This is a genomic window from Paenibacillus sp. FSL W8-0919, from assembly GCF_038003785.1.
Taxonomy (GTDB): Bacteria; Bacillota; Bacilli; order Paenibacillales; family Paenibacillaceae; genus Paenibacillus_AQ; species Paenibacillus_AQ lactis.
The window spans coordinates 807,149-831,648 of the sequence record NZ_JBBOPV010000001.1 but is presented as its reverse complement, the minus strand read 5'-3'; the positions used below and the strand labels follow the sequence as shown (position 1 = coordinate 831,648).

The window sequence follows — 24,500 nt, the reverse complement described above, 5'->3', positions numbered from 1 at the left end:
ATGGAGAGAGATGGATGAATATACACAGACAAGCGGAGAAGATTCCCAGCTGGATCTGGCACCCGGAACGGGAAGGCAGACGACGGATCGTGCTGGAGAGATCCTTTGTTCTGCAAGAGGCGGAGCGGATAGAGATGAAGCTTGCCTGCACGGGAGAAGTGGAAATCATGCTGAACGGAGCGCCCGTTGGTCGCGTTGCGGAGCACGCCAGGCATACGTCGGCATTCTTCAAGGTAGAAGGATTGCCGGACCGGCTGGAGCCGGGGGCGTACACGATTCGTTTGGAAATCCGCAACACGGTATCGATGCCCATGCATCCGATCAACATGCATCTGCACGACCGCTCGGTCGGCTGTATCGCGTATATAAGCGGAAGTGAAGGATTGTGGCTGGCCACGGACGAGACCTGGAGCGCTGGCGATTCCCCCGCCGAAGTGGTGTGCGTATGGGGCGAGGAGCCCTTCGGTGATCTGGACGGGGCTCCCGGCTGGTTCATTGCCGGCGGTTACGGCGATATCGCTACCGAGCCGATCCATGGCGTGAACGTTATGTCGGTTAACGGCATGGTGGCGGACTCTGATCAGGATGGCGCCTTTCTTCTACAAGGGACTACAACCGGACCGATCCTCCTGGGGGAGGTAAAGGCCCGGAACGAGCGGCATATTTTCTACCATCTCCTGAAGCAGGGCGAGTGGAAGGAACGCCGGACGCAGCAGCGCCAGCTGGATTTAAGCCGGGTGCCGCAGCTGCTGCTTGAACTGCCTCAGGAGCTGAACGTGCGGTTTTGGGTCGAGAACAGGGGGGATACGGAGATCGGTCTGTTATGGAACGGCGCGGAATCTTTGCAAGAGCTGCTGCATTACGACGGATGCATGACCGAATGGCTGACCGTGCCTGCGGGGAGCGCCGTCGCAACCAATCCCCAAGGCATGCGCTACGTCAGGATGTACGTGAGCGGGGATTGCGGAGCGCCCTTCCAAGCCGAGATTCGGCTGGAGGCTGCCGGCGTTGCACTGAACCAGGTCGGGCAATTGCAGGTCGATCAGCCGTTGATGCGGCGAATCTATGATGTATCGGTCCATACAAGCCGGGTATGCCACCAAATCGGGCTGTGGGACGGCATCAAGCGGGACCGTCTGAATTGGGCGTACGATATTTATTTGGCAGCCAAAACCGAATATTCGCTGTGGGACGATTACTCCGTCCTGAAACGGTCGCTTCGCGAGCTGGGCCGGACGCCTTACGGCTATTGGATGAACAATCTGCCCTCCTATACGCTGTGGTGGCTCAGCAGCATTTGGGAGTACTACTTTGAGACGGGCGACCGTGCGTTTGTGCTGGAGCTCCGGGAGGAGCTGCTGCGGCATATCGCCTGGGTAAGGGCGAATGCGGATGCCGGCACCGGGGTGTTCATGCCGGAGGCCGAGGGGACTTACTCCTTCATCGAATGGTCGCCGATGGCCGAGTCCGAGTCCTGGGCGTGCTTGAATGCGATTTATAGCATGACGAAGAGCCAAATGCAGCAGCTGGCAGGGGATATACCGGAGCTTGGCATTCAGTGGGGTGAGCCGCGCGCGGAGCTTGACGAGAGCCGATTCATCGGCTCCTCCTACGCGTTGCTGACTTCGGTCATCGGCATTAAGAGCGGGTATGTCGGTAAAGAGCATGCACGCCGGTTTCTGCTTGGCTATCGGCTGAGGGACCCGCTCACCCCGCTTTCGGCTTATTGGCTGGCCGAGTGCTATTCGGAGCATGGAATGCACGAGCGGGCGTGGGAAGTGATTGCCACCGTGTGGGGGACGATGCTGGATGCGGGAGCAACGACCTTTTGGGAAGGCGTGAGGCTGACGCCGAGCAGCGATATTCACCACGCGCTGACCACATATACCGCGTACAGCTCCTACAGGATGAGTCTGTGCCATAGCTGGTCCAGTACGCCGGTCGTGTGGATCGCCAAGTATGTGCTCGGCATTCGGGCGCTTTCTCCCGGATATGAACGCATTGCGTTTGAACCTCATGCCATCGGAGGGCTAACGGCAGCAAGCGGCGTGATCCCGAGCCCGCGGGGACCCATTTCGGTGGAGTGGAGATTGGAGAAGGACGGTCGTATGATCAAATCGGCCCGCATCCGAGGGGCGGAGCTGGCAGGGAGGCTGGGATGAAAGCTGAATTGCACAAAAAGAAGGCGTCATGGCAGGCGAGCTGGATCTGGGGAGACATTCCCCCCAATACGCCGAATGTTTACCTGGAGGCTCGAAAGAGCTTTGATCTTGAAAAATCAGCTTCCCGAGCCCGGCTGTTCGTGTCGGCGAATCAAAAATATCAGGTGTACCTCAACGGAAGCTTTGCGGGAAGAGGCCCGTCTCCCGCTGACCTTCAGTGGAAATATTACGACGAAATCGACGTAACCGGCCTGATCCGCTCAGGAAGGAATGCGCTCGCGATCGTCGCCTACAACTTCGGAACCTCCGATATCGTGACAGGACAGATGCAGGGTCCGGGCGGCCTCATCGCTGAGCTGGAAATAGAGATGGGCGACGGGACACTGGCTGTTATTGCAACGGATACCGACTGGAAGGTCCGCCGTTCGCCAAGGTGGATGGCCCAGGTCTCCAGGCAGCATTTGTGGAACGGTTTCCGCGAAATTTACTTGGCGGAGAAAGAGGATGGCTGGGAGGAGCCCGATTATCACGATGCTTCATGGGCCGGAGCATCCGTAGTCGCCGCTGCGCTGGATCCGGACTCCCCTTGGCCGCGGCTGCTTCCCCGGGAGATTCCGCCGCTGGAACGGGTATTGGCGAAGCCGGCTGCGATCGTCCGGACGGACTCCAATTTCGGGGTCAGCGCCGGAGAATGCCGAATGCTGGCCGAAGCAGCGCAAGCATCGGCCGGAGCCGGCGGCAGCGGCTGGGATAGCTGGACGCTGGATGCAAGCGCCCCCGGATCGCTCCCCGGGGTGGTGTTCGACTTCGGCAAGGAAACGGTAGGGTACCCCGAGCTGGAGGTTCATGCCCCGGAAGGCGGCGTCATCCAGCTGTCGTATGGGGAATCGCTGGAGCTGCAGCTGTACGATACGTTTATTCTGCGTCCAGGGATGAACCGGCTTAAGCCGTTCGGTCGGCGGGCATTCCGGTTTCTGCAGGTGTCGTGCCAGGCGACGCCGGTTCCGTTGAAGGTGGCGAATTTTGCCGTCGAATCCGTGCATTATCCGTTTGACCGGTCCGGTTATTTCCGAAGCAGTGATGAGCGGCTCAACCGGATCTGGGAGGTCGGCGTCTACACGACCCTCGTCAACAGCCAGGATCATCTGCTGGATTGCCCGCTGCGGGAGGAGGCGCTATGGGTAGCGGATGCCGTGGTAATGGGCAAAGTGATTTACCATGCTTTCGGCGACGAACGGCTGCTTCGTAAATGCTTGCTGCAAGGAGCGCGCATTCAGAATCCGGACGGCTCCATTCCGGGTACGGGACCGGAGCGAAATTCGTTCCTGCTGCCGGATTTCTGTGCGCACTGGCTGTTCGGCGTGCACGCCCATTGGCTCTACACGAAGGACCGCGGGTTTCTCGGCGAAATCTGGCCAGCGGTCGAGCGGCTCATGGCGTGGTTCCGGGACCAGGAGGATTCCAGCGGCTTGTTTGCACGGGCCGACAGGCCAGGCTGGTGGTGCTTTATCGACTGGGCCGATTACATCGATCGGCGGGACCGGGTGACGGCCGTTTCCTGCTTCTATTACAAGGCGCTGGGATTGGCGGCGGATCTGGCTGCCGAGATGGATCTCCACGATTTGGCAAGGCAGTGGCGGGAGCATGCGGCCCGGCTGAGGACGGCGATCCGGGGGCAGATGCGGAAGCCCGGCGATATCGTATTCGCTGATTGCATCGGTCCGGAAGGGTTGTCGGCTCAGATCACGGCTCAGACCAATTTTGCTGCCGTCTGGTCGGGCGTTATGGATCCGCAGGAAGCCGATCGGTTTCTGGATGAATGGTATGAGGCCGGGAAGCTTCCTCCTTTAAAGGGCGCTTTCTTCTATCATGTGGTCCTTGAAACGCTAATCGGCAAAGGGAGAACCCGGCGCGCGCTGGACCTTATTCGCGAATACTGGGGCGGAATGCTGGACCGCGGAGCGACGACCTGGTGGGAGACGTTCGATCCAGCCCTGCCGTTCAGCACGGTGCCGAGTCCGTATCAGGGACACACGCCGACCTATCTGATCGATCATATCCCTGTGAGCTTCAGCCATGGTTGGGGGGCGTCGCCCAGCTATATTTTGACCCAATATGTGCTGGGATTGGATTTGAGACGGCTTGGCGATCGGGAGGTGCGAATTGAATTCGATCCGGGTGATTTGTCCGAGGCGGAAGGAGCAGTGCCAACCCGTTACGGGCTGATTGAAGCCCGCTGGAATCGAAAGGAAGGGGGAGGTTTGCGCTATGAGCTGACGATTCCGCAATGCCTGACGGTGAAGGCTGAGCAAGGAACGGAGCTTGTTGTGAGCACACGAGAAGGGATGATTGTGTAACGGATCCGGAACAATGCGGAGGAGAGCGGAAAGGGGGTGAATGGTGAAGCAGCAGTAATATCCGTGTGTGAACATATTCATAGCCATGCGAGGAGGATTGAACGTGAATAAGCTGAAGAGGTTCATGAAACCGCTGCTCGTTGCCGCCATGGCGGCGATTGCCCTGCAATCATTCCCTGCGGGGATTGCCCTTGCAGGTACGTATGACCCTGACCTGACAGCATCTGCCCATGTCAGAAGCGTCTCGGGTTACACGCCGTCCATCATCATCGATGATTTTAATCAGCCTGACGAGGTGAACCAGCCGGGGAAATGGAGCGCGGGAGCCGGTGCGGAGAACGTTACCTATGCCGACCGGTATGCGAACGGCCCGAATACGCCTTATGAGGGAAGCCATACGCTGGAGATTTGGTCGGACCAAGTCAAAGCCTATGAATGGAGAACCGTATCCAAGGAGTTTGAACAGCCCATTGACTTATCGGGAGTAAACTATTTAACGTTTGCGGCAAACAGCTATGGCTGGCAGACGGAGGATTATCTCATTAAGGCGACGTTGTTTAACGGAGACGAAGCCTACGAGAGCATTGCCAAGATCAACCCGAACAGCTGGAACAAAATCGCGGTATCCATCGAGGATTGGGCGCATCGGGATGCGATCACGAAGATCGAATTCGCGTTCATGCTCAATTTTGACCACGGCGGCTTGAAGCCAGGAGATCCCGGCTATGAATATTGGGGAGGCAATTATCAAATCGATTATCTCAGCGGGTCGAACGCGATCGGCATGGACTTCAGCATCGACGGTGAAACGGAAGGATTTACCGCGCAGGGGGCGGCCGTGAGCGCGGCCGGCGGCGAGCTGCTGCTGGATGTGTCGGATGCTGCTCCGGTGCTGCAGTCTCCCATGATCATTCAGGACATCGAGCATTACAATACGCTCAGCGTAAAGCTTCGGAATGATGCTTCGTTCCATAAAGTAAGGGTCGAATGGGTGACGGAGGAGAGCCCGGCCTGGGACACCGCCAAATCGGAGGAATTCGATATTGCGGCTAATCACGCCTCGTCCGCCGAGTATGAGTTCAATCTGTCGCTGAGTCCCGACTGGACCGGTACCTTAAAACAGTTCAGGCTGTCGTTCATAAGCGAGGACGGAGCAAGCGGGGGACAGATCGGCATCGATCAGATCCGGTTCAAGCAGCTGGCGCCGATCGAGCGTTTCCCGGGAGAGCTGACCAGGCATGAGATCGCCTCCTCTCTCGACCGGATCATCATCGAAGGAGTGCTCGACCCGGAAACGGTCGATTCCTATGAGAGCGCAAAGCTACAATTGTTTCAGCTCCAGCCTTACGAATCGGATCGAGACCTGCAGAACCGGGCGCCGTTAGCCGAGCAGGATTTGTCCGAAAGATTCACGTTCGACATCGGCTTGGCGGACGACGCGGGCCATACCCGGATATATTCCAAATTCGCCGTTGCCATCGTCCGGCAGGACGGGACGATCGACCTTGTAGACCGAGCCAAGTATGTGAGCAATCCGGATGCGCTCGCGCTCGGAACTTATCCGTTCCCGGTTGCGAAGAGCAAAAAGGGGCTCCAGGTGCAAATGGTGGGCGATGCGGAGGATTTGGGCATAAGTCACGCGGCGCTGAACGTGGACTACAATAACGCCTTATATATCGATGGCACGGTTAACCCGGCCAATACGTTCGAGTACGTGCATGAGGGAGAGACTTTTTACTTCAAGAAGGATTGGATCGAAGAGAGGGATAATTCCATTAAGAGCTTGTCGGATAACGGGGTGACGGTATCCCTGATCCTGTTGATGTATAAGACCGGGATGGACGCCACAACGCCAAACCGGTATCTCCTCCATCCGGATGCGACCGACGGCATTGTGTATGCCTTCAATACAACGGATGAGCTCGGCATGAAGTACTATAAAGCGATTACCGCCTTCCTGGCGGAACGCTACACGCGCGAGGACGAGAAATACGGAAGGGCCGTGAACTACATCGTCGGCAACGAGGTGGACGCGGGCGAGACATGGTACAACATGGGCAATGACAAGACGGTGCGAGAGTTCGTATCGGACTATGCCCGGACGGTGCGTCTGACGAATACGATCGTAAAAAGCTACTACAGCAACGCCAGGGTATACATCTCGCTCACGCATAACTGGGACCAGCAGCTGCCGCCGACACAGATCGGCTCGTTTGACGGCCGCTCGATTATCGACACGCTGCAGGCGGAGATTGCTGCGGAAGGCGATATTCCATGGCATATCGCTTATCACCCATACCCGGAGAACCTGTTCGATCCGCGGGCATGGATTGCACCCCAGTCGCTGGAGCAATTCGATACGCCAAAAATCACGTTCAAGAACCTGCACGTCCTTGTAGAATACATGAACCAGCCGAAGTTCCTGTACGGTGATGAGGCGCGCCGGATCATCCTTTCGGAGCAGGGCTTTCATAGCGGCGACAATTCGCCGGAGAGCCAGCGGGTGCAGGCGGCCGCTTATGCGTATGCCTATTACATTACCGATTTTCTGGACGGGATTGACTCCTTCATCTTGCACAGGCATGTGGATCATGCCGGAGAATACGGCTTGAACCTCGGTCTGTGGACGCATGATCCAGACACGAGTAAAGGCTTAAACATCCCTGACGAGCACAAGCTCGTATACGATGTGTTCAAATATATCGATACCGAGCGCTCGCTCGAGGTGACGGAATTCGCAAAACCGATCATCGGCATCGGCGATTGGACGGAGATCGCGCCGGCTTTTGATGCCAGCAAGCTCGCGCGGCGGGAAATGCCGGATGCAGCCCAGGCCGAGGCGATTCAGGTCGGCCAGCTGGAAGGGGCCGAGGTCAGGTTTGATTTCGAACAAGACGATCAAGGCTGGACCAAAGCGGAATACGTCTCCCAGGTCGGAATGGATGATTCCATCGCCGCCAGCGGCAGCCGGTCACTGAAGGCATCCGTGATGGGGAGAGCACAGCTGGGCGACAGCAAAGGGATTGCCAAGACGTTCGATCAGCCATGGAGCGCCGAAGGCAAGCGGTACCTGTTCTTCGGCATTCATCCTTCGCAAGGTCCGGCGTCGGCCGAAGCTTATACTGTACGGGTGAAGATCTACAGCGATCAGCATATACTTGAAGCGGAAGAGAATGTCCCGGCGAAGCAGTGGACCCAAGTGGCAGTCGATCTTGGAGAATGGGCGCATAAGGACCGCATAACGAAAATTAAAATCTGGATTGCCCCGGAGAACCGGATTCCTTGGTCTGGCGGTTCCTTCCATGTCGACGGCATCGGTCTTGCGGACAGCATCGAACGGGTGAAGCTTGCCGCAGCTGTATCGCCCGAGCAGCCGGATGGACGCGGGGACTGGTACCTTCAGCCGGTGAACGTGTCCATCGAGGCGGAAGGCGGCGTACCTGAAGGCTTGAGCATTCAATATCGCGTCAACGGCGGAGAGTGGCAGGCTTACGACGCCGCATTTACGATCGATACGGACGGTGTCAATACGGTCGAATACCGCGCCGTCCATACTTCGGGTGAAACTGGAAAGTCCACATTGCTGGCCATTCCGATCGACCGGACTGCGCCGAGCGTGAATGTTACGCTTGATCAAGCGGTGCTGTGGCCGCCGAATCAGAAGCTCGCGCAGGTGAATGTGGTCGTGGAAGCAAGCGACGAAGCTTCGGATATCGACTCGGTTGTTCTCACGTCGATTACGAGCAATGAAGAACTGCAGCCTGAGGATATTCAGGATGCGGACTACGGCACGCCCGATACCGCCTTCCTGCTGCGGGCAGCAAGGTCAGGCCAGGGCTCCGGCCGAATCTACACGATAACGTATACCGTTACCGATCAGGCAGGCAATGAGACGGTGGTCACGGCTGAAGTACAGGTCCCGCATGACGGGTCAGAGATGAAAGAGAGTGGTTTGGCAGAGGTCGAATGAATAGGGGATGGACGACATGCTTAGGATACAAAATCCAAGGGTCAACGGGCTCAATGCGCCGCCGGGGCTGGATGAGCGGGTTCCTGTATTCTCCTGGCAGTTGACCGGCACTAGGCGGGGAGAGGAGCCGGCTGCCTGCCGGGTGAAGGTAGCCTCAACGAAGGCGGGTCTTCGCAGCGAGGATGGGGAAGTCTTATGGGATAGCGGGAAGCGCTGCGGTCATGAGCTGTCCCTGTCTTATGAAGGACCCGCGCTTCGCGGAAACCGGCGCTATTGGTGGCAGGCCGAGGTGTGGGACTGCGACGGGAGCCGTTATGCGATGGAACCTGCCTGGTGGGAGACGGGACTATTCTCTGGCGACTGGCAGGCGGAGTGGATCTGGCGAGCAGGCGACATTGTGATCAATGATTTCGTCTATTTCCGCAAAACCTTCGAGCTTGGCGCACCGGTCGTTCGCGCAAAATTATTCGTCTCGGCTCATCATATTGTGCAGTTGTATGTAAATGGGCAGCGGGTAAGCGGCTTCGGGTCGCCTGCGCCGACGGGAGTTCCCCGCCGCAAGTTTTACCTGGCGTATGACGTCACCTCCTTGTTGTCCCATGGCGCCAATTGTATCGGGGCATGCGTCCATTATCTGGGGGGCAGCGGCCAGAACTATGTCGACGGCTCCCCGGGACTTCTGCTGCAGCTTCATGCGGAGCATGCGGACGGCAGCGAGTCGCTCGTCGCCTCCGATCGGAGCTGGCGGACGCTTCGGCGCATCCCGCATCGGATCGGGACTTCTTATCAACAGAACCGCCGTCTGTCCGCCGTGGAGGATTACGACGGGGGCCAGCTGGATCCGAGGTGGCTTACTCCGGCTTACGACGATTCATTATGCGATCCTGCCGTGGCGGCCAGCCCGGATTGCCGAGCGTGGCCGCTGATGTGGCAGCGGCTTCCGGAAGGCGCGGAGCTGGAGCTAATCCAGCCGACCGCCGCAGGGCAGCCGAGGAAGGGGGCAGAAGGCTGGGTTCAGGTGTTCGATGCGGGGAAAATCGTCTCCGGTTGGCCGCGGATCACGCTTCCCGGCAAGGCCGGGGTGACGGTGCAGCTGCGTTACGCGGAATCGCTGGACCCGGACGGCCGGGTGCCGCATCAGGTCTGCAATGAAATCTCGCATAGCTATTTCGACCTTTATACGATGCACGGCCGGGGAGGTCCCGAGTGCTGGCAGCCGGATTTCAGCTACAAGGCCTTTCGCTATGTCGAGGTGAGCGGATATCCAGCTCCTCTGGAGAAGGGGCAGCTGACCATCTGCGCAGCGGGAACGGACATGGAGCGAACGGGACATTTCCGCTGTTCCTCCGCTTTCATCAACAAGCTGTATGACGTTTGCATGCAAACCCAGCGCAACAACGTGCTGGGCCAGGTCGTGGACTGCCCGCATCGCGAGCAGGCGCAGTATTTGGCCGATACCGATCTGCAGGCCGAGGCCTTGCTGTATAATTTCGAAGCGGTTCCGGTGCTGGACAAAACGCTGGGGGATTTCGCGGACGGGCAGCTTCCGGATGGCACCTTTCCGTTCGTGTTCCCGTCGAACTACTTGCATCCGGACTTTAATCTTCGTATTCCGGAGTGGGATTTGCATTATGCGACGCTGCTTTGGAAGCTGTACCGTTTTACCGGGGATCGGCAGCTGCTTCTCCGCCATTACGGGCCGATGCGGCAAATGATTGACGCCTACATCTCCGGGGCGTCGCCGGAGACCCGCTTAATACCGGTCGGAGATGGCTGGCATATCAGCGATTGGCCATATCCAACGGTTGAGCATGAGGGCGAGTTCCTGACGGTGCAGCAGATTAAAGCTTGGCAGGCGCTCCGGATTGCGGCGGAAGCGGCGGATGTGCTGGGCAAGGCGGAGGACCAGGAAATGTATGAACGACAGGCTGCGGCATTGCGCTCAGGTATTCTGACTTTACTGTACGATCCGTTCCGAAAGCTGCTTCGCGACAGCTCCGGCTCGCAGGCCTTCCACCAAGGCGTGAATGCGTTGGCGATCTATGCCGGACTGCTGCCGGAGGAGGACCGGGAAGCTGCGGTGGAAGCCGTTGCGGGTATGCCATGGGAGAGCAGAACCGTGCTTTCGCTGCCGCTGGTGCGCTTGTTGTTTGAGGAAGGACGGTCTGAATTGGCTTATCAGCTGCTTAGTAAATCCGATAACCCAGGTTGGGGGTATATGATTGCCCAAGGCGCAGAGACGCTGTGGGAGGGCTGGGACGACATCGAGTCCCACTGCCATGCGTGGAACGGGTATCCCGCCAGACTGCTGCAAGAATATATATGCGGTATCCAGAGCGGCAAGCCGGGATTTGCGGAGGCTCGAATCCGTCCCTTTTTCCCGGATGAGCTTGAGTTCGCCGAGGCTGCGGTGCCAACTGTGAGGGGAAGCATCAATGTGCGCTGGGAGCGGGTTCTGCGCGGCGGGATTCGGCTGCGAGTTACACTGCCCTGCACGATGAAGGGGCTTGTTGTCCTTGATTCGCGGCCTGATCGTCCCATAGCAAGCATAGCGGACCGGGATGAGCCGGTCTGGGAGGATGGGGCCATCCTTAGGGACGTTCCGGGGATCGCGGGGTGCCGGCTTTACGGAACGCGGCTGGAATTGGAGCTTCTGTCGGGGGACTATGAGCTGATGATTCGATATGCCGGTGAGGGCTTGTAGCGATTTTTGGCGATTTTCCAAGAGAGTACGCTCTGGACGGCGAAGCGGAAAGTAGGATTTCGGACATAAGGTAACCGAGAAATCATGAAACGCTGGAATACGGCAGAAATGGTGTAGCGGCTAAACGCCGGAATGGAACGGGAAATTGAAGGGAGAGGTCCGCTATCGTCGCGGGATCTCCCTTTTTTATGAAGTGTTATAGGCTGCCAACGAAACCAGCACTCCTCACATTTTGTTGATGAAGTCAAGAGAAGGGAGAAATGAAGGAAAAAGGGTGGTTGACGTTAACTTGGAGCGATACTACAATAGAGAATGCAAACGTTTACATTGTAATCGCTTTCGGTTAATTAGCCTATGACAACGCATCTGAAGGTTCAGCATCTTTCACCAGACTTTGTCGGGGAATGTCGTCAGTTTCGAAGAATTGAAAGCCCTTACCCATTTATGCAAGCGTTTGCGCAAACGATAGCACTCAATCAGTATTGTACATTTAACGAAAAAAGGAGGCTTTTGATGATGAGTAGGGCCGTAATGAATCCGGCAATGAAGCGAGCATGGTCCATCCTGGTGATTCTATCCTTGGTGCTGTCCATGCTGGGCATCTCTCCTGCAACGGTACATGCGAACCAGGCGCCAAGCAAGGTTGTCTTCGTCGGCAGCCTGCAAACCAAGCTGGGCCATGACAAGGATTGGGACCCTGCGGCGGCGGTTACCGAAATGACCGCTACCGCTGACGGCGAATACCGTCTGACGGGGGTACTGCCGGCAGGAACGTATGAGTACAAAATCGCGATTAATGGCGATTGGAACGAAAGCTACGGATTCGACAATTACTCGAACCGCAATGGTGTCAAGAAGGGCGATAACATTGAGATTACACTCGATAAGGAGACCGAGGTAACCTTCTACTATCATCACGGTACACATCGGATTGCCGATTCTACATATTACAAGCCGCTTGCCGCGGACAAGCTTCCGCGGGTCATTGGCAGCTTCCAGACTGGCATTGGTGAAGCCGCCGATTGGTCTGCTTCAGATTCGCGGCTCTTGCTGCAGGATACGGATTATGACGATGTTTATACCGTGACGGCAGATGTTTACGGCGGCGATCATGAATACCAGATCGCGCTCGGGGCGGATTCAGCCGCCGAGGTCTATCCGGCAAGCAAAGAAACGCTCAAGCTGCCAGAGGACGCTGCGGTCACCTTTGCTTACAACGCGCTGGATCACAGTGTATCCGCAACCTATCAAATTCCGCAGCAGCCGGCCAACCCGGCGGATCCGATCCCGGTCGATCATGTTCGGGTTCATTACCAACGGATGGACGGCAATTACCGCAATATGGGGCTGTGGATTTTTGGCGATGTCGCGTCACCGTCTGCAAATTGGCCGGCAGGTGCGACACCATTTCCTGACGGGCAAGTCGACGAATACGGCGCCTTCGTGGACATTCCGCTGAAAGCGGACGCCAAGAAGGCCGGCATCGTGGTCGTTGACCGGGTCAGCGGCAACAAGGACGGCGGGGACAAAAACTTCGCCGTTACGTCTCCGGAGATGAACGAGGTATGGCTCAAGGAAGGCTCCGATACGGTATACCTCTTCGAGCCGGTGGATCTGCCAGCGGACACCGTACGGGTTCATTATCAAAGACAGGACGGTAACTATTCTTCATACGGCCTATGGCTGTGGGGAGATGTGGCCGCGCCTTCGGAGAACTGGCCTACCGGCGCAACCATGTTCCCTGCGGGTCAGACAGACCGTTACGGGGCTTACGTCGACATTCCGATGAAGGCCGATGCGCAGAAGATTAACTTGATCGTGCTGGATCCGTCGAAGGGGGATGCAGGCAAGGACGGAGGCGATCGCGGCTTTGCTTTAGTCGATCGTTACCAGCATCTGTTCTTGAAAGAGGGAGACAATACGGTGTATGTATCTCCTTACGGAGAGGTTGCAACCGGGCTGGTCTCGGCCGAAGTGCTGGCTCCAGGCAAGCTGCGTCTTGGCTTTACAATGACGGACGGGCTGGAAGCCGGCGCTGTCCAAACCGAGCTGCAGATCCGCGACAAAGACGGCAGCACGGTCAATGTCGGCAAGGTGAGCATCCTTGATGGCACGACGGTGGAAGTGGAGGCTGATTTTACGCTGGACCAGGTGCCGCTTCAGGTCACCTATGCCGGGAAGACCGTAACGGCCTCCACCGGCTGGCGCATGCTGGACGAGATGTACGCCTACGAAGGCGATGATCTCGGCGCGACCTATCAAGGCGGAGGTGCTGTACTGAAGCTGTGGGCGCCGACGGCGGACAATGTGGCGGTGAATGTGTACGATAAAGGCGACGCGACAAAGCTGATTGGAAATGTCCCGCTGCATAAGGGCGATCGCGGCGTATGGTCGGTGGAGCTGAAGCCGGGAGACCTCGGGATTGCCGACTTTAGAGGCTATTACTACCAGTATGAAGTGACCAACCAAGGCGTTACGAAGAAGGTACTGGATCCTTACGCCAGATCGATGGCGGAGTTTCGGGTCAACACGAAGGGCGAAGCAGGACCGGACGGCGACACCGTCGGCAAGGCTGCGATTGTGGACTTGAGCGGGACAGACCCGGCCGGCTTCGACTTCGCGAATATCCCGGGATATCAGCAGCGCGAAGATGCGATTATTTGGGAAATCCATGTCCGGGATTTCACGTCCGATCCTTCGATCGAGCATGATCTGAACAATGCGACATGGGGATCCTACGATGCCTTCAAAGAGAAGCTTGAGTACATTAAATCCCTCGGCGTGACGCATGTTCAGCTTCTGCCCGTCATGGCATGGTATTACGGCGACGAGGCCGCCATGAAGAACCGGGAGCTGGGATACTCCGCGAAGGACAACGAATACAACTGGGGCTATGACCCGCACAGCTATTTCTCGCCGGACGGCGCTTACTCGGAGAATCCGGCCGATCCGGAGCTACGGATCAAAGAGCTGAAAGCGATGATTCATGCGATCCATGAAGCGGACATGGGCGTCGTTCTCGACGTCGTGTACACGCATATGGCCAAGGCCGATTTCCTGAACGATATCGTGCCGAATTATTATGCCTTCCAGGATGCCAACGGCAATTTCATCGGCGGGTTCGGCAATAACCTGGCCACCAACCGCAAAATGGCCGAGAAGCTGATGGTGGATTCGGTGAAATACTGGTTTAAGGAATACAAAATCGACGGCATGCGCTGGGACATGATGGGTGATGCCACATATGAGGCCGTCCAGAATGCGTATGACGCTGCAGCCGCGATCAATCCGAACGCGCTGTTCATCGGCGAAGGCTGGGTGACATTCGGCGGGCATCTATCCGATCCATCCCTGGCAGGCAAAGGCGCAGACCAGAACTGGATGGATAAAACGGATGACGTCGGCGTATTTTCCGATGAGTTCCGCAATGAGCTGAAATCGGGCTTCGGACACGAAGGGGAGCCGAGATTCATTACCGGCGGAGCCCGCGACATCCAGACGATTTTTAACAATATCAAGGCACAGCCTAGCAATACGAAGGAAGACGATCCGGGCGATATCGTGCAGTATATCGAAGCTCATGATAATCTGCCGTTATATGACATCATCGCGCAGTCTATCAGGAAGGATCCTTCCGATCCGTCGAATGATCTGGAGATCCATAGGCGGATCCGGCTTGGCAACCTGATCACGTTAACATCCCAGGGAACGGCGTTCCTCCATGCCGGGCAGGAATACGGCCGCACCAAGCAATGGAAGGGGCAGGGGATTCCGGAGCAGAAATATCATGAATTGTTTGATGAGAACGGCAAGAGCTTCGGCTATTTTATTCATGACTCCTACGATTCCTCGGATGCGATCAATATGTTCGACTGGGCGAAGGCGACGGATGAAGTCCAGTTTCCGGAGAACAACAAGACGCGGGAGTATACCACAGGCCTGATTGAGCTTCGGAAATCAACCGACGCATTCCGGCTCGGCGATCGCGGCTTGGTGGATTCCAATGTGACGTTGCTGCAGATTCCGGAAGTGAAGGCGCAGGACTTGGTGATCGCGTACAAAAATAAGGCAACGGACGGCACCGGATCCTATTATGTGTTCGTGAATGCCGACAATCGGGAGCGTTCGCTGACGCTGAGCGAGGACTTGACCTCCGGGCAAGTCCTCGTGGACGACGATGAAGCCGGCACGAGCGGGGTCACAACGAAGTCGGGCTTCACGCTGACATCCGGCTCCATTACGATGGAGCCGTTGACCGCGGTCGTTATTAAGATGAACCCTGCCACGAACCCAGGAGGCAACGACGGCGGCAGCCCTGGCGCAGGCTCCGGCGGCGGTTCAGGCAACGGAGATGGAGGTGCCGGTGGCATTGCTCCGCCGACGAATCCGGCGAAGCCGCAGCAACCGGAGACCGGTCAGCGAATCCTTACCGAGGACATGTTGAAGAGCGGACAGGGCAGCGTAACGATCGGACTGCAAGCAGGGGACAAGGAGATCCTGCTGCCGCTTCAGGCAGGCGATTTGCTGGGCACGAAGGCACTGGAGCTCAAACGGGAAGGCTTGGTGGTCCGACTTCCTGCCTCACTGCTAAGTTCGCTGCAGAAGCTGGTACCGGCAGGCCAGGGGAAGAATGCCGTGATCTCCTTTACGCTGGAGGAGATCGCGCAGCAGAACGCGGATGCAATGACGACTAAGGCGGCATCGTCCGTGAAGGCCAAGATCAAGCGCGGCGGCAAGATGTACGACGTTCAGCTTGCCGTTAAGCTGGCCGACGGCACGGAATACAAGCCGGAAGCGTTCGCTTCTCCGATTACGTTCGGGTTGGCCCTGGAAGCGGGCATCAATGCCAAGTGGGCAGGAATCTACCGGATCGCAACCGATGGAGGTTTGACGTATATCGGCGGCAAGTCGGGTGACGGCTTCCTGCCTGCGGAGCTTCGCCAATCCGGCATCTATGCCGCCTACGAGTACGACAAGTCGTTTGCCGACCTTGCCGGACATTGGGCGGAGCAGGCGGTTAAGGAGCTGGCGGCCAAGCATATCGTGAAAGGCACCAGCGAATCGACATTCAGCCCGCAGCAGCCGCTGACACGGGCGGAATTCGCGGCTATGCTCGCACGTGCATTGCATTTGGAAGCCGATCATACCGAGGCTGTCTTCCGTGACGTCGACAGTTCGGCGTGGTATGCTTCCGCCCTCGCCGCCGCGAGCCAGCATGGACTGGTGAATGGCAAGGGCAACGGGATGTTTGCACCTCATGCGGCGGTGACCCGTCAAGAAATGGCGGCCATGCTCCTGCGTGCTTACGAAGCGAACGGAACAGCTCCTAAAGCGCCGGCTCCTAAGGATCAGGAGCAAATCTCGGCGTGGGCAGCAGAGATGGTGGAAGAGGCGCTGGCGCACGGCCTGATGAAGGGCCGCACGGACGGCAGCTTCGCACCGAAGGATGCAACGACCCGGGCGGAGAGCGCTCAGGCGATCTTGAACCTGCTGAGCAAACGGCAATAAGCAGAATTGGAATTGGGGAATTCAAGCAATCCTGCTCATGCAGGGGAGCGTTGGCGATGACCGAGCGGACGTAATATTAAAACAGGCGATTAACGGACAACGGACACCCCTCGGGGTGTCCGTGTCTATTCGTCATACAAAATAGGCGATATCCGCATTAGGGAAGTATTCCTTAATGGCCCGTTCGAATAACTGCTGGAACTCCTCAACCGTTTCGTCCTTATATATGAGCATTAAGGGCGTCGATCATGCATGTTTTGAGTGGCAAGGCAGGAGCTTGGTTTCGTATGCTCTGCTTGTCGATCGAAGCAATAGCGCGGAAATTCTTGCTTAATCCCAATCCATGAAAAAGGCAACCTAACCCCCGGTGGCGGGTCAGGTTGCCTTAAGTTGTCTTGCTTTAAATCTTCTTATTAGACTTTAATTACGCCTGTCGTATGCAGCAGAACGAGGACAACCAGAATCGGTGCAATGTATCTGAGCATGAACAGCCACACGCGGAACCATCCGGCTTTGAGGCCGGCGGCATCGGCTGCTTTTTTCCAGAAGTAGCCTGCAAACAAGGTTGTAATCAAGCCGCCTACCGGAAGCAGGATATTGGACGTAATGAAATCAAGCCAGTCAAAGAAATTTTTGCCGCCGATGTCTTCAAGGCCGGGTACGATCCCGAAGGACAATGCGGATGGAATACCCAGCAGCAGCACCAGCGAGCCTACGATAGCAACGGCTTTCGTCCGCCCCCAATGCCAGCGGTCCATGACATACGACACGGGCACCTCCAGCAAGGAGACGGCCGAGGTCAATGCGGCGATAGCAAGAAGGATGAAGAACAATCCGCCGAAGAATGCGCCGAGCGGCATTGCCGAGAAGGCAGCCGGCAGTGCAATAAATACGAGCGACGGACCGGCATCCGGTGCGATTCCGAAGGACGCGGTCGTTGGGAAAATAATCAGGCCGGCGATAAACGCATAGATCAAGTCTCCGGCGCCAATGGCAAGGGTAGCTTGTCCAAGCGACTGCCGCTTGTCGACATAGGCCCCATAAGTCAGCAGTATTCCCATTCCAAGCGACAAGGAGAAGAAGGCATGGCCGAGAGCGACCAGTGCAGCCTCTGCACTCAGCTTCGAGAAGTCCGGGTTCAGGAAGAAGGATACCCCCGCGCCGGATCCCGGAAGAGTGACCGCCCGTATCATCAATACGATCAGCAGGATGACTAGTCCCGGAATCAGAATTTTATTGAATTTCTCAATCCCGCCGGAGACGCCTTTGGCGACAACCCATCCGGTGAGTGCAATCGCAACGACCTGCCATACAATCGGCATATAGCCTGCCGTGAAGGAGCCGAACTGTCCGGTAAAATCGGTGCTCTCATACAGTGCTCCGCTAAAGGACATGACCGCATAATGGAGCGTCCAGCCCGCCACAATGACATAGAACGTCAGAATCAGGAATGGAGCGATGACCTGCAGCAATCCGAGATGGCCGAATATTTTGGCTCCTCCAGCTTTCACGAAGGAAGTGGCCGCACTGCCGCGACCGGCTCGTCCAATCGCGAGTTCAGCGAGCAGGACCGGCAAACCGATCAGGATGAGACAGATGATAAAGAGCAAGAAGAAGGCGGCGCCGCCATGCTCACCCGTAATATACGGAAACTTCCACATGTTGCCGAGTCCGACGGAGCTTCCGATGGCCGCCAGTATGAAACCCGCTGAAGAAAAACGATCCTGTTTTCCGGATGCAGCTGGGTCGTTTAGCTGTTTTTTCATAGATGTTCCCCCAGTAGACTTTTTATTTAAGTTTCTCTATTATATTTCAAGTTTGCCTATAAGACATAAGTAAATTTTCCTAATACGTCCGAGTGCGCAGGCCACGTCCGCTAAATTGGGAGTTTCGTCACAACTCCGCGTTACCCGAAACGGCTTTGTTTTGTACCATGTGCGCCGCTTGTTCCATGCCTGCCAACCCATATCTTATTGAATAATTGCCCGATTGTCGATAGATTTATTGGTTTTGGAGCAGCTAAAGTCTTCAAGCAGGCCATTGCCCTACAAGACTATCCGCTAAAAATCATTGAAAACTGACCCTTTAAAAGCGATGAGCCCTCAGCTAGAGTAGGAGATAATTTGGGGAGACAAAAACACTGAACGAAAGGAAGGTGCAAAATGGATAGAAAAGAGCTGCGCCAGGTGCTTCGGCTTCCGCATATTATTGCGTTATACGTCGGTTCGGTGATCGGGTCCGGCATTCTGCTCATCCCCGGCTTAACGGCAGAGCTGGCAGGTCCCGCATCGCTCATAGCCTGGCTGGCCATGTCCATCCTGGTTGTTCCGATGGCCGTAACAATGGGGCTGTTGGCGTCAAGGCACCCGAGTTCCGGCGGCGTATCCCATTTTGTCAGGCTGGCCTTTGGCCGCCATTACGGCAATCTGGTCGGTTGGCTGTTCCTATTGTCGGTGCCGATCGGGGGACCGGTCCTTGCGGTAACGGGAGCACAGTACGTGGCTGTTTTGCTTGGGTGGGGCAGTATGGAGACGTATATCCTTGCCCTGCTCATATTCATCCTGCCTTTGGTTATGAACGGGTTTGGGCTAAAATTAGCCGGGAGGGTGCAAATGATCGTCGTAGCCTTAATCCTCGGCATCCTGCTGCTGGCAATCTGCACGTCGGTTCCGCATTATGACGCCGCTCATTTCACGCCTTTTCTTCCGCACGGCGGGCTGAGCGTGTTTCAGGCAGCTGCTTTAATGTTCTGGTGCTTTATCGGCTGGGAGGCGGTGACCCACCTGTCGGCCGAGTTCGTTGACCCGAAGCGGAATGCTCTTCGCGGTGTGATATGGAGCGCCGGCATCGTAGCGATCATTTATTTTGCCGTGGCATTCATGAACGTGGCAACCCGAAGCTACGGCCAAGAGGAGGGCTCGGCAACTTCCCTGAGCGCCATGGTGCAGCTGACGCTTGGCCCGGCGGGCGGGTGGATTGTTGCCGCGGCCGCGCTCTTTATTTGCTTCGCTGCACATAATGCGTATTCCAGCGCAGCCTCCCGCATTGCGTTAACGCTGGCTCGGGAAGGGGCCGCACCGCGGTGGATGGGTACGTTGAACGGCAAATACGGGACGCCTGTCGGCGGACTTGGTTTTATCGCAGCCGGCGGAATTCTCGCTTTGTGCGTCTTGGGGAGCGGTGCGGTAACGTTAAACGAATTGATTGCGCTGCCCAATGCGACATTTATAGCAACGTATGTCGGCGGCTGCCTTGCCGGATTCAAGCTGCTGCGGGACGATCGCATAGGAAGGCTGGCTTCCGGGGTATCGCTTGTCGTGACGGTGGCTCTTTATCCGTTCCTGGGATGGCCGGCCGTCTATCCGCTTGCCGTCGTCGCCGTTGCGGCGTTTTGGAGAAAGCGTCACACGGGTTGGCTTGCACGGAAGAAGGGCACAGATTTTATAGCCGCCCCTGAAGACGGGGAGGCCCCAAAGTTGTGATAGCTGGTCACAGCTTCGCAATTTCGCAGTTTCGGGACACCCTAATCATGACAGCCCGCAGGTGACGTCACAAATGCGGCAGCTGAATTGTCTTCATTATGAGGTAAGGATAAAGAAATGCAGAAGTGACGAGGAGGGAGCTTATGCTGCTGGAACAAATTTATACCGCCTATCGACCGCTTCTGTTCAGTCTCGCATACCGAATGCTGGGAAGTGCCGCCGATGCGGAGGATATTGTACAGGATGTCTTTTCCCAATTTGTTGCGATGGACCAAGGTGAGGTATCGAATGTAAAGGCGTACTTGGCAAAAATGACCACGAATCGCTGCATCAATCTCCTGCGCTCCTCCCGCCGGCAGCGCGAGACTTATACAGGACCTTGGCTGCCGGAGCCGCTGCCGATTGACGGGCCGGTGATGCCGGCCGATCCCGCCGAGCGCCGAGAAAATATAGGCTATGCTTACCTGGTGCTCCTTCAGCAGCTGACGCCGCTGGAACGTGCAGTTTACGTATGCAAGGAAACGCTAGGGCTGGAATACAAGGATCTGGTGGAGATGCTCGGCAAGACGGAGCCCGGCTGCCGGAAAATCTTCAGCAGGGCCAAGCAGAAGATTGGCCGAATCTCATGGAATACGGACACGCGGCAGCACCGGATAGAAGCGCAGGAGCGTTTTGTCGAGGCATTCTTGAAAGCTTCCGATGAGGGCAATTTCAAACCTCTGCTGGCATTTTTGACGGATGAGGTAACGCTCTTCTCGGATGGAGGGGGCAAGGCAAGAGCTGCGCTTAAGCCCATACTGGGGGTCGATCGGGTACGCGCCTTTTTCGAGGGCCTTTCGGCAAAGGGTAGATTCCGTGAAGGCTTTGAGCCGGTTGCGGTGAATGGGGAGCCCGGGCTTCAGCTGAAACAGAACGGCCGGGTTGCGATGGTGCTGACCGTAGAGTGGGAGCCTGACGGCTCCCGCATCAGACGGATCTTTCTTATGGTAAATCCCGATAAACTGCTCCGATTTAATCAAAGCAGCCGGGGAACATGCCTGTAGACACGCCGATCCGGTTCCAGGCATTGATCGTGCTGATGGCCAGGATCAGATCGACGTATTCCTTCTCGTCGAAATGCTCCCGCACGCGCGCATAGACGTCATCGGGAACGCCGGCCTCATGGAGCTTCGTCACGCATTCGGTCAGTTCCAGAACGGCGCGCTCTTGCCTCTGAATAGATCGGTACCTCCCGCCACATCGGTAGGAGAAGCAGCCGCTCGGTGCTTTCCCCCATGGACAGCAAGTCCTTGGCATGCATATCGACGCAATACGAGCAGCCGTTGACTTGGGATGCCCGAAGCTTGATCAGTTCGTACAGCTTGTGGTCAAGGCCGCTGTTTTTGGCGGACTGCTCTAAGGCAAGCAGCGACTTAAAGACATTCGGATTGACGGATCTGTGATTCATTCTAAGAGTCATGGGAAGGCCTCCTTTACGGTTGTTTTATTTCGTGTTCACCCTTATGACAACCGGGCCATTGGAATTGTGACGTCCATCCGAAAAAAAGTTTTGACCAAGCAAATCCAGCAACTTCTAGTGGATCTTAGAGCTGTGGGCCTTAGCTGACGACTACCCTATCTAAGGCAGTTTAAGGGATATAGCAGCGGCATGACTGTGCCAGCTCGAAGAACCATCCGACAGAACCGGATTATCGGCAGTGAAAAAACAGCAGCCCATCCTGGGCAGAGATTCTGCCAGAATGGCTGCTGTTTTTGTGGGCGAGAGCCCGCTTAGGCTGTCAGCCGTGAAAAATGAGGGAGCGGCCGGATTGTGGGCTTCGCGCAGCCGCTAAATGGTTGGCTGCACACGAATTGGCTGCACACGAATTGGCTGCGACGTGCGTTAATGGCTTGTCGTACCAGCGTGGACGCTAAGCAACGCACCGGTGGTGTCATCATGACTTATTTTCCCTGTCTAATTGGAACGCGAAGCTCGTCATCAGGCTGGGTGGTCGTATAGTTATAGATATACAGCTCTTGCTCGGTTCCGGTATAGTTCTCATAAACGTCCATATGCTGATTATTTCCGTCTCCGAATACCCCGAGGATGGCAGGTCTTCCGTATTCCCGATCCTTGCCGTCCAAATAATAGGTTTGATTCACTCCGCCGAACGCAGAATCCGTGCTGCTGGATTCTACGTACAGATTGCCGTCCTTCATGTAGTAGGTCCAGGTGACCGGATAACCCCCAATGCTGGAGCTTACCGTTTGCCGCTCTGTGGAGATCCCGGTTAGCCGGACTACCGGATTATCATCGCCCTTGTGCTCATCGACCCGATGGTTAGCAATCAGCGTTAATGGTTGTTGGGCCAAGCTTTCAGGCGTAAGGCCGGCCATTTCGAACCGAAGCTCCGTTTTGTTTGATTGATTCGGCACAGTCCACACGTTGCCATTGAGAAGCTTGCCGCCCACATCCAGCTTGTAGTTCATATAGTGGGCCCTTGTAAATTTCTCTTCATGGGTCAAGACGAGCCGAACCTGAGTTGGCGTGACGATCATCTCTGTGATTTTCGTTCCCCCTGGTACCTCGGTGAATGGAATATTCAACTCTTCCTTAAACGAGCTGTCCTCCAGCTGCTTCTTCGAAAGGGAGGTGCCCAGGCTCCAAGTTCCATCGGCCGTTCCGAGCGTACGCTCGTATTTGAGCTGGAACGTCGTTCCTTCGGCGCGCAAGGAGGCTGCGGAAAACACCTGTTGGCTCGTATAGTTGCCGGATGCACCTGGTGCGCCGAATACCGGAGTTTCCGTCTCCTTTATGCCTGCCCCTTCCTTATCCGTTGCTTCGATCCGAACCCAGCTGTTAGACTGAACGGCCGGATCGGTAAAGGTAATGACGGAATTCAGCAGAACCTTGTCTCCGGGCTGATCGAAGGATTGCAGCGTAACCGTGCCGATCCCGTCCTTCTGGATCTCGAATGTTTGCGTCTCCGGATGGTCGGGACGGAAAGCGATGGTTTGGCTGCCGTCTCCGATAAAACGGATGTTTTCCACGACAAACTCCATCTCGGCTTGGCGCTCATTCAGCACCCAATCGGTTTCGAAATATCCCTGGAAGACCTGAAGCTCCTCATTCCACTGGTGATAGTAGTAACCTTTAATCAGCTTGCCGTTGGCATCTTTAAGCCCGATGTTTTCGAAGCTGACAGATTTCCCTTTCGCGGACGCTCCAGGATCGAGACTGTATAAAAGAAAGGTCCGGTTCTCATCCGTAAAGGCGGTATGCAGCGTCAACGTGATGCCGTCCCGGGTGACCGATTGCTCGATCGTTTGGCCGAGCCCCTGCTCCAGGGCAGTCTCAATACCGGCTCTGAAGGACAGAAGATTGGACCAATCATAGGTCACTGCTGCGTATACGGGCGTTGCCATAAGGGCGACAGACAACGAGACTGCAATTGCGGTCCGCTTTCGGCTGCGCGAACGGGGGGCTGCTAATTCTCCTCCGGCGGCTGTCCGCAGCTCGCCCTGCTGGATGCTGCTCCACATCCGGTCGAAATCCGGATAAGGCACCGTGTTCGAGTGTTTCATTTGGTCTTTCATTTGATTCTCAAGACGTTCCAAGTCGTTCCTCTCCCTTCAACCATACGGAATGATTTTGTTCCAGCTTCTTGCGCATCAGCTTCAATGCTTTATGGAGCCTTGACTTCACGGTTCCTTGCGGAATATGCAAGGTATCGGCGATTTCCGCCACCGACAGCTCGCCGATAAAGCGGAGGGTTACCACCGCAAGCAGCTTATCGGGAAGCTGCTTCAGCAGTTTCTCCCATTCGGCCGAGGTCTCTCTCTCGAGCACGACTGCGTCGGCCGATTTGATCGATGCGGCCTTGTGTTCATGGAGCCACTGAACCTGGGGCTGCTTCTCACGTTTCGTCTGGTTTTTCCTAAGCAGATTCAGGCAGTGATTCATCGTGATGCGCATAATCCATGCCCGGATATTCTCGATACGCTTCCAGTCCTGCCGAAATACGGTGACGAATACGTCATGGCATACATCCTCCGCATCCTGCGCGTTTCGGAGCATGTAATAACAAGTCCGGTACACTTCCTTGTTGTACGAATCAAACAGCTCACGTTCGGTCAATTACGGCACTCCTTTCTTCGCGTTATGCTATATAAACAAATGACCCTTGGAAAAGGTTCATTTTCCGAAATAGCCCCAAGTATGGTAGAACAATCCGTTAAAGCTATGACTCTAAGATAGCAAAAGAACATCTGTCCCGCTCTAAAAAAAGAGGGGCAGATGTTCTCGGAATTGATAGGGAGAAGGCATTGCCGAAAATA

Annotated in this window: 10 protein-coding genes and 1 pseudogene; 7 read left to right on the top strand and 4 right to left on the bottom strand. The window is 56.3% G+C overall.

Translation table 11 applies throughout. The features are described 5' to 3' along the window. The first annotated feature begins 14 nt into the window (after positions 1-14). The 5 genes from NST44_RS03480 (at position 15) to NST44_RS03460 (ending at position 16,701) form a co-directional block, all read left to right on the top strand. On the top strand, positions 15-2,162 hold the full coding sequence (locus NST44_RS03480; RefSeq protein WP_210094267.1) for an alpha-L-rhamnosidase C-terminal domain-containing protein: 2,148 nt from the start codon (positions 15-17) through the stop codon (positions 2,160-2,162). Beyond that, complete coding sequence (locus NST44_RS03475; RefSeq protein ID WP_210094266.1) at positions 2,159-4,519, top strand: family 78 glycoside hydrolase catalytic domain; 2,361 nt, start codon at positions 2,159-2,161, stop codon at positions 4,517-4,519. Before NST44_RS03480 ends, NST44_RS03475 begins: the two co-directional genes overlap by 4 nt. A gap of 103 nt (positions 4,520-4,622) precedes the next feature. Next, a complete protein-coding gene (locus NST44_RS03470; protein WP_340897835.1) occupies positions 4,623-8,489 on the top strand; it encodes a DUF5722 domain-containing protein in 3,867 nt (1,288 codons plus the stop codon). A gap of 16 nt (positions 8,490-8,505) precedes the next feature. Then, positions 8,506-11,193: a family 78 glycoside hydrolase catalytic domain gene (locus tag NST44_RS03465; RefSeq protein ID WP_340897833.1), complete on the top strand. Its 2,688-nt coding sequence runs from the start codon at positions 8,506-8,508 to the stop codon at positions 11,191-11,193. A 513-nt stretch (positions 11,194-11,706) separates the two neighbouring features. Further along, on the top strand, positions 11,707-16,701 hold the full coding sequence (locus tag NST44_RS03460) for a pullulanase (protein ID WP_340897832.1): 4,995 nt from the start codon (positions 11,707-11,709) through the stop codon (positions 16,699-16,701). Between the two features lie 413 nt (positions 16,702-17,114). Here NST44_RS03460 and NST44_RS03455 read toward each other — a convergent pair whose 3' ends face one another. Continuing rightward, the gene (locus tag NST44_RS03455; protein ID WP_007130704.1) at positions 17,115-18,467 is read right to left on the bottom strand and encodes a sodium-dependent transporter; all 1,353 of its coding nucleotides are present in this window, start codon (positions 18,465-18,467) and stop codon (positions 17,115-17,117) included. Positions 18,468-18,863: 396 nt separating this feature from the next. Between NST44_RS03455 and NST44_RS03450 the strand changes: the two genes are divergently transcribed. Continuing rightward, entirely contained in the window at positions 18,864-20,183 is a 1,320-nt protein-coding gene (locus NST44_RS03450) for an APC family permease (protein WP_007130703.1), read from the top strand. Positions 20,184-20,326: 143 nt separating this feature from the next. Beyond that, complete coding sequence (locus tag NST44_RS03445; RefSeq protein WP_007130702.1) at positions 20,327-21,226, top strand: sigma-70 family RNA polymerase sigma factor; 900 nt, start codon at positions 20,327-20,329, stop codon at positions 21,224-21,226. Here NST44_RS03445 and NST44_RS03440 read toward each other — a convergent pair. The 3 genes and pseudogenes from NST44_RS03440 to NST44_RS03430 all read right to left on the bottom strand — a co-directional run bounded on the left by NST44_RS03440 (position 21,195) and on the right by NST44_RS03430 (position 24,300). Beyond that, a pseudogene (locus NST44_RS03440) lies at positions 21,195-21,642 on the bottom strand (carboxymuconolactone decarboxylase family protein). The gene NST44_RS03445 and the pseudogene NST44_RS03440 sit on opposite strands and share 32 nt — an antisense overlap. Before the next feature lie 482 nt (positions 21,643-22,124). Then, on the bottom strand, positions 22,125-23,780 hold the full coding sequence (locus NST44_RS03435; RefSeq protein ID WP_007130700.1) for a DUF4179 domain-containing protein: 1,656 nt from the start codon (positions 23,778-23,780) through the stop codon (positions 22,125-22,127). Next, positions 23,767-24,300, bottom strand: a complete 534-nt coding sequence (locus tag NST44_RS03430; protein WP_007130699.1) for an RNA polymerase sigma factor — start codon at positions 24,298-24,300, stop codon at positions 23,767-23,769. Before NST44_RS03430 ends, NST44_RS03435 begins: the two co-directional genes overlap by 14 nt. Positions 24,301-24,500 lie beyond the last annotated feature (200 nt).

What these genes read in the sequence shown, in the direction of transcription:
- NST44_RS03480 (WP_210094267.1), top strand. Translation starts at nt 15, where the DNA reads ATGAATATACACAGACAAGCGGAGAAGATTCCCAGCTGGATCTGGCAC.
- NST44_RS03475 (WP_210094266.1), top strand. Translation starts at nt 2,159, where the DNA reads ATGAAAGCTGAATTGCACAAAAAGAAGGCGTCATGGCAGGCGAGCTGG.
- NST44_RS03465 (WP_340897833.1), top strand. Translation starts at nt 8,506, where the DNA reads ATGCTTAGGATACAAAATCCAAGGGTCAACGGGCTCAATGCGCCGCCG.
- NST44_RS03460 (WP_340897832.1), top strand. Translation starts at nt 11,707, where the DNA reads ATGATGAGTAGGGCCGTAATGAATCCGGCAATGAAGCGAGCATGGTCC.
- NST44_RS03455 (WP_007130704.1), bottom strand. Translation starts at nt 18,467, where the DNA reads ATGAAAAAACAGCTAAACGACCCAGCTGCATCCGGAAAACAGGATCGT.
- NST44_RS03450 (WP_007130703.1), top strand. Translation starts at nt 18,864, where the DNA reads ATGGATAGAAAAGAGCTGCGCCAGGTGCTTCGGCTTCCGCATATTATT.
- NST44_RS03445 (WP_007130702.1), top strand. Translation starts at nt 20,327, where the DNA reads ATGCTGCTGGAACAAATTTATACCGCCTATCGACCGCTTCTGTTCAGT.